Origin of the sequence: Microcoleus sp. MON1_C5 (genome assembly GCF_036701875.1) — a bacterium.
Lineage (GTDB): Bacteria > Cyanobacteriota > Cyanobacteriia > Cyanobacteriales > Microcoleaceae > Microcoleus.
Window position 1 is genome coordinate 1 of sequence record NZ_JAUBRN010000006.1, and the last position, 13,268, is coordinate 13,268.

Annotated in this window: 11 protein-coding genes; 4 read left to right on the plus strand and 7 right to left on the minus strand. The window is 42.9% G+C overall.

Annotated elements, in window-relative coordinates:
• Positions 1–478: 478 nt before the first annotated feature.
• Complete coding sequence (locus QUA71_RS04325; RefSeq protein WP_333282591.1) at positions 479–748, minus strand: hypothetical protein; 270 nt, start codon at positions 746–748, stop codon at positions 479–481.
• Between the two features lie 244 nt (positions 749–992).
• Here QUA71_RS04325 and QUA71_RS04330 point away from each other — a divergent pair, with 244 nt between their 5' ends.
• The 3 genes from QUA71_RS04330 (at position 993) to QUA71_RS04340 (ending at position 6,122) form a co-directional block, all read left to right on the plus strand.
• Positions 993–2,015, plus strand: a complete 1,023-nt coding sequence (locus tag QUA71_RS04330; protein WP_333282593.1) for an SGNH/GDSL hydrolase family protein — start codon at positions 993–995, stop codon at positions 2,013–2,015.
• A gap of 168 nt (positions 2,016–2,183) precedes the next feature.
• Complete coding sequence (locus QUA71_RS04335; RefSeq protein WP_333282597.1) at positions 2,184–4,277, plus strand: hypothetical protein; 2,094 nt, start codon at positions 2,184–2,186, stop codon at positions 4,275–4,277.
• A gap of 12 nt (positions 4,278–4,289) precedes the next feature.
• Complete coding sequence (locus QUA71_RS04340) at positions 4,290–6,122, plus strand: DUF6798 domain-containing protein (RefSeq protein ID WP_333282600.1); 1,833 nt, start codon at positions 4,290–4,292, stop codon at positions 6,120–6,122.
• 95 nt (positions 6,123–6,217) lie between these two features.
• Here the strand turns inward: QUA71_RS04340 and QUA71_RS04345 are convergent, their stop codons facing one another.
• The 4 genes from QUA71_RS04345 to rfbC all read right to left on the minus strand — a co-directional run bounded on the left by QUA71_RS04345 (position 6,218) and on the right by rfbC (position 10,625).
• Entirely contained in the window at positions 6,218–7,192 is a 975-nt protein-coding gene (locus tag QUA71_RS04345) for a glycosyltransferase family 2 protein (protein WP_333282603.1), read from the minus strand.
• Positions 7,193–7,283: 91 nt separating this feature from the next.
• On the minus strand, positions 7,284–9,086 hold the full coding sequence (locus tag QUA71_RS04350) for a hypothetical protein (protein ID WP_333282606.1): 1,803 nt from the start codon (positions 9,084–9,086) through the stop codon (positions 7,284–7,286).
• Between the two features lie 118 nt (positions 9,087–9,204).
• A complete protein-coding gene (gene rfbD, locus QUA71_RS04355) occupies positions 9,205–10,077 on the minus strand; it encodes a dTDP-4-dehydrorhamnose reductase (RefSeq protein WP_333282609.1) in 873 nt (290 codons plus the stop codon).
• Between the two features lie 2 nt (positions 10,078–10,079).
• Positions 10,080–10,625: a dTDP-4-dehydrorhamnose 3,5-epimerase gene (gene rfbC, locus QUA71_RS04360; RefSeq protein ID WP_333282611.1), complete on the minus strand. Its 546-nt coding sequence runs from the start codon at positions 10,623–10,625 to the stop codon at positions 10,080–10,082.
• A 50-nt stretch (positions 10,626–10,675) separates the two neighbouring features.
• Between rfbC and QUA71_RS04365 the strand changes: the two genes are divergently transcribed.
• Positions 10,676–11,365 (plus strand): methyltransferase domain-containing protein, encoded by a 690-nt coding sequence (locus QUA71_RS04365; protein ID WP_333282614.1) that lies wholly within the window; start codon positions 10,676–10,678, stop codon positions 11,363–11,365.
• 84 nt (positions 11,366–11,449) lie between these two features.
• On the opposite strand, the gene QUA71_RS04370 is transcribed toward QUA71_RS04365, so the two are convergent.
• A complete protein-coding gene (locus tag QUA71_RS04370; protein ID WP_333282617.1) occupies positions 11,450–12,514 on the minus strand; it encodes an NAD-dependent epimerase/dehydratase family protein in 1,065 nt (354 codons plus the stop codon).
• The gene (locus QUA71_RS04375; protein WP_333282620.1) at positions 12,507–13,268 is read right to left on the minus strand and encodes a glycosyltransferase family 2 protein; all 762 of its coding nucleotides are present in this window, start codon (positions 13,266–13,268) and stop codon (positions 12,507–12,509) included. The genes QUA71_RS04370 and QUA71_RS04375 overlap by 8 nt, the downstream gene beginning before the upstream one ends.

The window sequence follows — 13,268 nt, forward strand, 5'->3', positions numbered from 1 at the left end:
CTACCGTTTTTTCAGAGGGGTCTAAGGGCTATGTCCTTTATTTTATCAATGTTTTGACGGGGTTGTCACCCCGTCAACTCTCAAACCCTTGAGTATTATTAGTAAACTTTTTGGGTTTAGTCGCACGACCTTCTCTCAGTAATGAGACATGAAAGTCTCTTTTACTGATGTCTATGCCTAAGACTGTTGATGTCATTGTTTGCTCCCGATGTACTCCAATTTATGAAAGAACCTACAGGCAATTGAATACTAACCTTGTCAATGCAGGCTTTCCCGATCAGAAGATCGAGAGCCTAAGATACTGTCCAGTTTAGTGTGCGCCTGTCATCAGTAATGGGAGCTTATCTACGCAACAGACTTATGCAGTCTAAGGGGCGGGCCAACTTCACCGATTTCTGATGTCCTTGAACAACACTTTCTACTGTTACAGAACTATTTGCACGAAACTTTCCTTGTTTCTTTAGATTTACTTTGGAGATTAGTTACGCTCCCCTGATGATTGGTACGATCGACTGATTTTCGGTACGATCAACTGACTGACAGATTGAGCGACTGATTTTCGGTACAATTGCCTGATTTTCGGTACGATTGCCTGATTGACAGCTCGATCGCCTGACTGACAGCTCGATCGCCTCACTGACAGCTCGATCGCCTGACTGACAGCTCGATCGCCTGACTGACAGCTCGATCGCCTGACTGACAGCTCGATCGCCTGACTGACAGCTCGATCGCCTGACGTTGCGATCAATTAACTGACTCTTTTAAGATACAAGGGGCGGGTTTTTTCAGAGAGTTCATTAATCATAAACATTATGAATACACGCGCCCCCGCAAGGCGATCGATCAGAGTTGATTGTTTGGGCCCAAGCAGGTTTTGCCAGAAATATCGATCGCCCCAGTCCGTGATATCATGTCCGGTGATTTGATTTGCGATTGTTCGCTGTTTTGGGCGATCGGCAAAACGGTCGATTGCTTTCACCGCGATCTAAAGTATGAAAAAAGATATAGCTAAAAATTTTGCTTTTCGGTTAATAACTTATCTAATCTTTCCAATATTTCTATCTGCTACCAGTGCAGAAATTGTCTTACGAGTTGCGGGATACAAACCCTGGCAAATAGAAAATGTTGATGTTGCGGTCGAACCAAAAGGTAACTTTTTTACCAAAGACTCGGAACTTGGCTACAAGCATTTGCCGGGTAAATTCAAGGTGACACTTAACGGCAATTACTCCTTTAATACAACTCATCTCAATAATAGTTTAAGAATAACACATGCCCTCAATACTTACAATTTATCGTCAAAAAAGCCTGAGATTTGGATATTTGGCTGTTCTTTTACCTACGGTTGGTCATTGAATGACAGCGAAACTTATGCTTGGTTGCTGCAAGAGAAATTACCCAAATATGAAATAGTTAATTTTGGCGTTAATGGCTACGGCACGCTGCACTCGTTGATTCAATTCAAAGAAGCACTCAAACAAGGAAATAAACCCAAAGTTGCGGTGATTGCTTATGCGGGATTTCATGACCGCCGCAATACTTTGTTAAGGGCGAGAAGAAAGCAAATGGCTGCTTGGAATAAACTGGGTATTTTATTCCAGCCCGATGCTAGGCTGAATGGAGAAAATAATTTTACCTACAAGATGGCAAAACTTGAATATCACGAGTTCCCGCTGATGCGGGTTTCTGCATTAAGCCATTTTTTGGAGGTTAATTACAATCAATTTGAAGAGGGATTGTACAAAAGTCACGAGGTTTCTAAGGCAATTATTGAAGAGTTTAACCGTGTGGCTGAGGCTAATGGTGTTAAGTTAGTTGTGGCGGGAATTAATACAGGTTCTGCTAAGATGTTGGACGAGTTAAGTCAGGAGGGAATTGCTACGGCGGATATTTCGGTTGATTTGAAAATACCTACCAATAATAATTTACCTCATGACATTCACCCAAGTGCGATCGCGAATCGGCAATATGCAGAAAAGTTGGCAAGTTTTTTGCAAGGTAATGTTTTAAGGTAAGTTAACGAACCGCGAAGGCGCAAAGGGCGCGAAGGAAGAGAGAAAGAAGAAGTTTATAAGTTATTTAGGGTTGCGAGAGTGATGGGATTATTGGATTTTGTTTCTTTTAAATTGCCTCGCAAGAGTTTGATTGATGGCTTTTTTCTTTTTTTAGTTGTTCTTGTAACCGTGGCCGTTACATCAATCTATGTATCCAGCGAACATACTTTTTATTGGTGGGATTACGCGGGCTACAACACTGCTACAGTCAACACGGCAAATTTATTTCGAGACTCGCCAGATAAAGCATGGCGCGGAGTTATAGAATCGCTATCTAAGGAAAAAAACCTGTTAATTTCTCTGCCGTTAGTGCCGTTTATTCTCTTATTTGGCGAGTCTCGCCTGAGTTACATTCTCAGCGTATCCCTGATTTATGTGCTGCCGTTTCGCCTGTTGCTGGGGGCAATTTCTGCAAAGCTAATTCCAGTTTATCCCCGCCGCGTGTTTTGGTCAACTGTGCTGCTGAGTTTATTAATTCCGATGAGTTGGATACCGACTCTGCGGGGATATCTGGATACTGGCGGCTGTGTGTTTGTAGCCTTGGCAATTTTGGTTTATTTGCAGGATATTAAGCTGAAATCTTGGTGGAAAATCCCGTTGATTGGGTTTTTTCTGGCGGCGGCGATTCTGTTGCGGCGCCATTTTGCTTATAGTGCGATCGCATTTTTTGGTGCAGCGACTTTACAGGCTTTCATCGAGTTTATTGTACTAATATACCGTAGGAAATCGGCGTTGTCGTCTCCAAAAGACAAGGGCGCGGCAGTGCCGTTTCCCTACAGAGGCTTGTTTGAATCCGCTGTAAAATTGGGCTTGATAGCTGCAACTAGCTTGACTATTTTAATGTTGGTAGCGGGAGATTTTACTCGCAGTGCTCTGACGGTTGACTACCGCAATTTGTATGTCGCTTGGAGTTTGCCTGTAAATGATATTTTAACTCGTTATGCGGATTTTTACGGTTTGGGAACTTGGCTGCTGGTACTGATTGGTTTTTCGGCGGGAATTCTCACTCGAAGGCTGGTTCCGGCGGCGGCTATTTTTGTTTCGTTGTTTGGGGTTTTGTCGCTGATTGAATGGCTGTTAGTTTTGCGTTACGGCTACTTGCACTATACAATTCATCTTACACCGATCGCACTTTTAGGACTATCCACATTTTTCTGGACAACTTGGCTGACACTCAAGGGAAAAGTCCGGTATTTGATGGTGGGCGCGGCGGGTTTGTACCTGGTTGTGAATGCCGCAGTCGGGTTAATTCCTCTCAAAATTGATTTGTCAAGACTGTTTGTGGGTAATTTTCCGCCGTTAGTGCGATCGGACTACGACGAAGTTGTAAAATTAGTAGAGTTTCTGCGAAAATTAGCACCGAATGAAGAACCGATTTATATTGCAGGTGCTTCTAACAGTTTTAATGCTAATATCCTGCGACAAGCCAACCGCAAATTAGACCCGCCCGAGGGTTGGTGGAAATTAAATACAATCGGGAGGCCGCAAATTGACTCGCGCGATACTTACCCGCTACCGGAGTTGTTGCAGTCACAATATGCGGTGGTTGCTACACCTTTTCAGCAGGTGTTACCGAGTGACGAACAAGTTTTGCGATCGCACGAACAAGATGTTGTTAAAGTTGTGTACGATGCCTTTACTCAAAACTGGGAAATTGCCCGCGATTTCCAATTGCTACCGGAACAGTTTAAGCTAGAAAACGGCGTGACTGTCAGCGTTTACCGGAGGGTGCGGCCGACTGATACAGCAACGGCAGTTAGGACTCTGGAGGCGATGCAGCGGCAAATAGTCGATCGACCGGGCACGCAGTTAGATTGGATTAGTTTGCATCAATCAATCTACACAAGTGCCAATTATTCAGTCACTCCACAATCGGATAACCTATATAATATTGTAACTCATCCAATTAAAAACACTAAGAAACTCGATACATCTTTCCTATATTTAGGTTCCATCTCAGACAAAGCGAAAGTTATCGGCCAACTCAATTTACCTAACAAACAATGTCCGGAAATTGCCCTGCGCTTGACTTTGTGGGACAAGCAAGGTAAATTAATAGACTCAGCAGAGATGGCTTATAGTCAAAAAAGTGCGATCGACTTAAATCTATTAGTTGAGGGCAAAAATCCCATTTATCTGCTGCTTGAGGTATTGAGTAGCAGCAAACAGGATTTAACAAACCAATGCCGACTGGAGATTAACAATTTGGCTGTCAGTAGGTAAGTTGAACCGTCAATGCAAAAACATCAAAAATCCCACTGGTATTTTAATCTATCTCTGTATACTTTTGTCATCATCGGTTCCCTGATGGCTACAGGCTATCTTTTCCCGATAGGAGGCAACTTCCCAGAAGTGCCGCCCATTCAATTTATGTTAAATCCTGAACTGTACAAAAATGACTATTACGTTCAGGAAATGGTTAAGTTTAATCCGAGATATTACTATTATTATATTATCTATTTGCTCGCCAACTTAGGAACAAGCATTCCCCTAGCGCACTTTATTTATCAATTCCTAGCCTTCGGTTCATTTATCCTAGGTTGCTACGCAATTCTCAATATCTATACTAATTCCAAACTGCCTGCAGCAGCGATGGCTTTTTTATGTATAGCCGCTTCATTTACAGATGTTGGTAACACCCTGATATTTTCCACCAAATCAGTACCCAGTACCTTTGCAATGGGTTTCGCAATCTGGGGAATTTACTTTAGTTTGCGCCAGAAATGGCTGACCGGATATTTCTTTTTTGGACTGGCTTGTCTGTTGCAATTTTTAGTGGGTTTGTTGCCGGGATTGATGATGGTTCCCGTTTTATTTATTGAATCTGTAAAACAGCGGAAGTTTAAAACACTGATTTTGGCGATCGCACTTTTAGCAGCAATGGCAAGTATCGTTTACGTACCGATGTTATTAACAGGTACTACCAGCACTCACACTATCGACAACGCCGAGTTTGTCTACATTCACGCGAAAGTTCGCAACCCCCACCACATCCTCCCGTCAAATTGGGATGTCGGAAATTGGTTCAACTTTATATGTTTCATAATTGGTGGCTTGCTGTGCATCAAAAATTCCGATTTATTGCCAAAAGAAGACAAGGTTAATTTTTATATAATTGTTGGCACATCCATTTTTGGGCTGTTTCTCAATTACATATTTGTCGAAGTTTACCCTTTGGCTTTTATCGCCAAACTACAGTTAGCTAGAACCGTACCTTTTGCTCAATTAATTATATTTATTGCTGTGGCTTTGACGGTAGATAGACTTTACAGAGACAAACAAATAGCTGTTAGCTTGTTGCTGTTAGCTGTACTAACTTTGCCTTTTAGGGGTATAATTTTCCTAGTATTATCAGTGTGGCAAACAAAAAATTACGTATTTCCCAAACGATATAATATATTGTTGTGGATTTTAGCAGCAGGAACGGTAATTTTCAGCTTCATATATCCGCTGGCTGACTCATGGGAAATAATAGGCGATCGAATAATTAGCATCCCAGTCTTTTTCTCAATCCTCGCCTTCCCATTCATTTTAGAAGAAACATCCCTAGCTACATCTATCAAACAGGCTATAACTCACATATTAGCCTTAATAACTACCGCCACCTTAGTTTTTGGAATAGCAGGAATTCTGCCCAAACCTATATTAAATGTATTTCAAACAAGAGTTAATATCAATGCCGTTCCCAGGGACGACTTAAGCAGATTAGCTGTGCGTTTTTCGCAAATTAGCAGCCGCGATGTACTCGTATTAGTTCCACCCTCAGTTACCAGCTTCCAGTTTTTCTCCGACAGAGCGATTGTCGTTAACTTCAAGAACTTTCCCTTTACCGAAAAAGGCATCAAAGAATGGCAAAATCGCATGGAAGCTGTTTTAGGGGTTCCCTTAAACCCGCAAATGATTTGGGGAGGAAATGACTTTTTTATCCGACGCAGCAGTGCGGATTTAGTCAAAGTAGCCAGAAACTATCATGCCGATTATATCCTGACTCGCAGCGATTGGCACCCAAATATTGACGGAGAAATAGTAGAGCAAGAAGGCAAATGGAGACTGTTTAAAATTAGATAATACTATTCTTGAAAACATAAGAGATTTATTCAGTCTGGCGTTGCGCCGACTTTGTTTGTATAGAAGCGGTTTCAACCGCCGAATCAGATCTGCGGTTAAATATTAAAACCCGAATCATCAATAATTTCGCTAATTTGCTTGTCCACATAATCAGCATCCACATTCCGCGCCATCAACTCAGCTAAAATCCCCAAAGAAATTAACTGCACCGACAGAATTGTACACAAAATCCCAAAAAATAACAAAGGTCGATTCCCGATCGGCCCAAAATTCATCCCCGCCAAATTCAGAAACCAAATAACTATCAAATAACTCAGCGAAACAGTTCCAACCAAGCCAAAACACAATCCTAAACCTCCAAACAAATGACCCGGTTTGTGCAAATACTGCGTCGTGGCTAACACCGTCAACAAATCAATAAATCCCCGCGCATAACGTTCCCAGCCGTAATTTGATTTTCCGTGCTTTCGCGGATGATGTTCCACCACTACTTCCCCAATTTTAAACCCTAAATTGTTTGCTAAAGCTGGAATGTAGCGGTGCAATTCCCCGTACAATTTAATCGACTGCAAAACTTCCCTACGGTAAGCTTTAAAACCGCAATTCATATCGTGCATTTGCACCCCAGTCAGCAAACACGCAACGGCATTAAACAGCTTGGAAGGTAAAGTTTTAGAAAGGGGGTCGTTTCGCTGTTTTCGCCAACCGGAAACTAAATCAAATCCCGATTCTAAATGATGTAAAAATTTGGGAATTTCAGCGGGGTCATCCTGAAGGTCAGCATCGAGAGTAAAGATAATTATCCCTGCTGCATTGCGAAATCCTGCTGAAAGTGCGGCGGATTTGCCAAAGTTGCGGCGGAGTTTAATCGCTTTAATGAGTTTGGGATGTTGGCTGGCTAAATCTGCGATTTCTTGCCACGAATAATCGCGGCTACCGTCATCTATGAAAATGACTTCGTAATTGTCAATTCCGGTTTGGGACATGACAATTTGGATTTTTTCAAACAGTAATTTGAGGGTAGCTTCTTCGTTGTGAACTGGGATTACGAAGCTGAGATGTTTTGGCATAGGGCTATTCTATTTCATTTGTGTTGTAAATGAGGTTTTTTATTAACCGCAGAGGGCGCAGAGGACGCAGAGGAGGAGAAAAAGAGGTTTTTTAGTTTTTATTGATAACTTGGGAGTTTCGCAAGGCTACCCACCCTTTGCGGTTTTTAAAGGAGGCATAGGCTGTTAATAATTTATCTGTTGGCGATGTTTGAATGTATCCTCTCCAAGCTGCGAATTCGTAGGAAGGGCCAAACAAGTTAACTAAATCTGGGCGCGGAAATCCTGACATGGCAAAACCTCGAACGACATTTTCTTGGTTGAGAATGGCAATACATTTTACATTGTTTTCGGGGTCTCCTACCCAGCCAATTACTCTCGCTGCTGTTGGTGCAAGTGTGGTGGCTGTATCAAAATATCCTGGTACTCCGTCTTTGGGCGCTGACAGTAAATTTGGGTCGATTTTTGTGTCTAATGCTGCACAAAAATTGTGTTTTTTGATGTCTCGGTTAAATGGCACTAAGTTGTTAGTTTTTAAGGCGTCGATTAATCCGATAAAAGCGGCAGGTTTGTTGCCTACGCGGTCTTTAATTAGCGTTACGTCGGTGATGCCTAATTGCAGTGATAATGCTACTAACGGTTGATAGGTGGCTCTGCGGGCGATCGCCATTGCAGTTTCGCCTCCCACCCCGTACATTAAAATAATCGCGACTGTGGCGACTGCAAACAGCGGTGTCAGCCAACGCCCTTGAATTCTTGGTGTTGGCTGCAACTCGCGCACCCACAATACTGTCAGCACAATTGTGCTCATCCAAAACAAAGCTGGGAGTGTGGCGTAGCGGGAAGCGGTGGCTTGTTCGACGCCAAATCCCGATCGACTAACCGCGGCCATTAACGCCGTTTGCAGCGTGTAAAGTTGGATTGATAGCCAAGGCAGCCAATCCGGGCGATTCCCTACGGGATAGCTACGCTTCACGACCTTTTTTACAAATAGCCAATAACCCACAAAACCAGTCACTGCAATCAAACCAATTATACCAATAATTGAAGCAACAATAATATTTTCACTAAAAATTCCGCCGAGATAAGTGGGAATATATTCGAGAGTTTTGAGCGGGTTGATTTTAGTTAAAGAAGGGTGATGAGATGGAGTTTTATAAGTTAAAAAATAAATGCCAATCACGGCAATCGAAGCAATGAAATACAAATAAGTTATTCGCCGAGGAAACCGCAGCACAACAGCAGCAGCACACAATATCGGCCACAAAGCTAAAGGAGTGCTGTAACTAATACAGCCTAAAACGCCAAAAACAATGCTGCCAATTACCCACTTATTTTGTTTCCATCCTTCGTTAGCAGGCTCTGCCTGGGAATGAATATCCAGAGGCTCCGCCTCCCTCTTTCTTAGCAAAAGCGTCACATAGGATTGCAAACAAAATATCGAACAAATCACAAATAAATTAGCAATTATCCAGTGAACGCCGCTGAATCCTCGCATCCAATTGTGAGCCGCCGCCGGAGTAAAATTAAAAATAGAAATGCCAAGGAGTAGCGAGATAAATTGCAGTGGAAAACGCCTCAAATTTAACGGCAGCAGAGCAATTAATACGTGGCACTGAATCCAAGCCAAGAACCAGGCAACTAAACATAAACCAATATTTGAACCTTGGGTGACAACTATATTCAAGCCATAAATAATTGCCGGAATCAAGACAAAATGCTCGTTCGCCCGAAAGAGCCAATTAAAAGGATTTGTAGAGAAACCGTCTACTGAGTAAAAATTCCAGGTCATCCACCAATAATCAAAATTAGACAAGTCTCCAGCTTGCGATATCAAGTACAAAATATATGAGGCTGGTATTAGAATGCCGAGAACTGATGCGGCAATTAAAACATCTTGTTGCTTGATTTTCATGGATTAAGACATGGGGAGATTTTTAATTAGTAGGAGCGGGTTTAGCCTAGAAACTTTGCATCTAACAGATGATTTCTGAGCAAAACCCGCCCTCGCGTTTTGAGTTTTCCTCAATTTTTTATTTCACTTCTCTTGCCAGCATTTGTCTGAGCCCTTGCCGCCAGTGGGGAGGATACGTGCCTAGAAGTGCTGATATTTTTACCGTAGAAAGGACAGAAAAAGCGGGACGTTTTGCGGGTGTCGGATATTCAGAGGTTGTGATGGGAATTACGCGCTGATTTTTTAGGGAAAAGCCGAGTTGTGCTGCTTCCTCAAAAATGGCGATCGCAAAATCGTACCAACTACAAACTCCGCTGTTAGTGTACTGGTAAGTCCCAAAACTTTCTGATCCAACCCGAGGAATAAGTTGCGAAACTGCCTCCGCTAAATCGCCCGTCCAAGTAGGGCTTCCGATCTGATCTGCTACTACTCTAATTTCTTCCCTTTCCTTTCCCAACCTCAGCATGGTTTTGACAAAATTACCTTTGCCCCCATTGCCGTAAACCCACGCGGTTCTAATAATAATATGTCGGTTTCCCGCTTTCCGAATTGCTTCCTCGCCTGCTAATTTAGATTTGCCGTAAGTTCCCAGCGGGTTCGTAGAATCTGTTTCCAGATAAGCAGAACCGTGGCTGCCGTCAAATACATAATCAGTCGAGAAGTGAATCAAACTTGCTCCCAGTTTTTCGCATTCTTCTGCGAGAATTCCGGGTGCAATGCCGTTGACTGCGTTTGCTAATTCCGGTTCGCTTTCTGCTTTGTCTACCGCAGTGTAAGCACCCGCATTGACGACTAAATTCGGTTGAATTTCAGCCATTGCTTGACGGATGCTTTCGGGTCGGGATAAGTCGAGGCGAGTGCGATCGACCGCAATTACCTCTCCCGAAGATAATAAAATCGGCTGCAATTCTTGAGCTAGCTGTCCGCTGCCACCTGCGAGTAAAATTTTCATTGTTAAAAAACTTCAGCTTTTTTGAAGGTTTGTCCCGCTTGGTCTTTAGCTGATAAGATTGGTTGGGCACCATCTAGCGGCCAGTCGATCGCCAAATCGGGGTCATTCCACAGGATACACCGCTCGTGTGCCGGTGCATAATAATCTGTAGTTTTATACAAAACTTCAGCCGTCTCCGAAACCACTAAAAAACCGTGTGCAAATCCGGCCGGTACCCAAAATTGCCGTTTATTTTCTGCACTCACCAAACACCCCACCCACTTTCCGAAAGTCGGCGAACTTTGTCTAATATCCACCGCTACATCAAATATTTCGCCAGCAACTACCCGCAGCAATTTGCCTTGAGGCTGCTGCAGTTGGTAGTGCAAACCGCGCAACACATTTTTAGAGGATTTGGAATGATTGTCTTGAACAAATTCTGCCGTCACGCCTGTTTTTTCGACAAAAGCTTTGTGATTGAAACTCTCAAAAAAGAAACCGCGATCGTCTCCGAAAATTTTTGGCTCAACGATCAGAACTTCCGGTATTTCAGTAGATATAACATTCATAGTTGGCTGTATCGCGTGATAAACTCCTACTCAGTCTAGGCTATTTTACTATGAAAACTGACACATATCTCAAAAAATTGTATGCCAACCGCTTTGATTCCCGACAAATGCAAGCGAAGGTGGCACTCTGGAAAGTTTTAATTGACGATTTTTTACAAAATTATGTTCCTCCCAACTCAGCAATTCTAGATATTGGCGGCGGTTACTGCGAGTTTATAAATCAAATTAGAGCTGACAAAAAATGTTTGATTGACCTCAATCCAGATTCAAAGTTCTTTGCAAATCCTGATGTGAAGGTGCTTAATATTGATGTCTTGAATCTTGGCGATAAACCTGCTTTTAGCGAAGAATTTGACAGAATATTTATCTCTAACTTTTTTGAACATCTCCGCAATAAAGAAGAACTAATCCAAATTATCTCATTTTGCTTTGAGGCGCTTAAACCAGGGGGTTCTCTCTTAGTTGTCCAACCAAATTTTAAATATTCTTTCAAAGAGTATTACGATTTTATCGATCATCAATTACCAATTACCCACTTATCGCTGCAAGAACTGTTACAAACCGTCGGTTTTGAAATCGACCTAATTATACCCAGATTTTTGCCATTTTCTACCAAAGGCAGACCGACATCGCCCTGGCTTTTAAAAGTTTACTTAAAATTGCCTTTTTTGTGGCTGTTTTTGGGAGGCCAAATGTTTGTTAAAGCATCAAAAAAAAACAATAGAGGCAGATCCTCATGACAGGCATTCCCAGTCATATCCAGGCAGAGAGATACATCTGCGTTTATCCGCGTTGATCCCCCTGCATCTGCGGTTAAAAAATCCCTACAAAATGGAACTTAAAACCACCTCATTAGCAGCAATCCAATTATAAATATCCTGCAAAGCTGCTTCCGGCCCAATAACAGGCCGCCATCCTGTTTTCTCCATCACCCTAGAAGAATCAGTAATAAAAATCGGAATATCCCCTGCGCGTTCCTCCAAAACAGGATGAATGGGAATCGATTTACCCGTAATTTTTTGGCACAAATCAGTTGTCTCAACCAAAGAAAGACTGTTGCTCAAACCGCCGCCAACATTAAAAACTTCGCCATCAAATTCAGGAAAATGTTCTAACTGATAATTAACTAACCTCAACAAATCTTCAACGTGCAGTAAATCCCTAACCTGCTTCCCACTGCCGCGAAAACCGATATAATTCAGCGACTTTTGAAAATAGTGAGCCGCCACCCACAAACCGCAAACTCCCTGATCGACTTTACCCATTTGCCAAGCACCAGTAATTAACCCGCAGCGGTTAATAATTGCCGGCACATTGTATGCTTCCCTGTACTCCTCAATCAGCAATTCCGAAGCTAATTTAGTTGCTCCGTAAAGCGAACGGTGTCCTTTTAATGGGAAGTCTTCTGATATGCCCAACTCGGATATACCGGGTAAAGTTTGCTCAGGGGCGATCGCAAATCTATTCGGCAACTCTAACAGTTTAACAGACTTGACACTGGCGATCGGATAAACCCGACTCGTAGACAAAAACAGCAAACTCGCACCCGTTTGTCTCGCCAACTCCAAAACATTCACAGTGCCCAGTAAATTCGTCTGCAAAACGTACTGAGGCGAACTAAAACCAGCCAGCACAGAAGGCTCCGCAGCACAATCTATAATGCAGTCAGCATTTAGTGCAACTGGATCTAAATCTGCCGCTGTGCGAATATCCCCGTAAACAAACTGAATTCCGCAACTTTTAAGCCGAGGCAGATTCAATTCTGAACCCCGGCGACGCAGGTTATCCAAACAAATTATTTGCCATTCCGGGTGCAGTTTCTTCAGGCCAATTGCCAAACAACTGCCGATGAAACCTGCCCCCCCCACAATTAAAATTCTATCAGGCATTCACTTTTAATTTTGCTATCTTTCTAGTCCGGTGGTAGTCGCCGCGAGAGAGATGTTTTTCCAGCCAGACATACAAGACAATAAACAAATACCGACTGCCCATCTCTTTTATTTTCAGCTTAGAAATACCAGCAGTCCGATTGTACCACCTCAGAGGAATCACCGTATAGGAAAAACCCCGGACAATTGCTTTTAAAGGCAGTTCCACTGTCAAATTAAAATGGTGGCTCAAAATCGGTTGCACGCCTTCAATCACTTCTCTGCGGTAAATTTTAAAAGCATTGGTGACATCGCTGTACCGCAAGCCGAAAATACTTTTGACAAACCAGTTTGCTAAGCGGTTAATTGCTAACTTGTGAATTGGATAATCAACCACAAAGCCACCTTTGATAAAGCGGGAACCAAAAACGCAATCATATCCTTCTTGCAGCTTGCGGTATCCTGCTACCAAATCCATCGGATCGTCGGAAGCATCCGCCATCACAATTGCTGCAGCATCTCCGTCAAATTCTGCCAAACCCCGGCGCACGGCAAATCCGAAACCGTTGGGAGGTTGATTGTTGATGTATCTAGCTGTGGGAAAAGTCTCTGACAACTCCTGGCAAATATCAATAGTTCGATCGACACTGTTGTCATTCACTATCAAAATTTCGTGCGGAATGCCTTCTAAATCGAGCGTCTGGGCGATCGCCCGCACAGTACCGTACAAACAGCCCTCCTCATTGTGGGCTGGTATAATCACAGAAATTTTCAC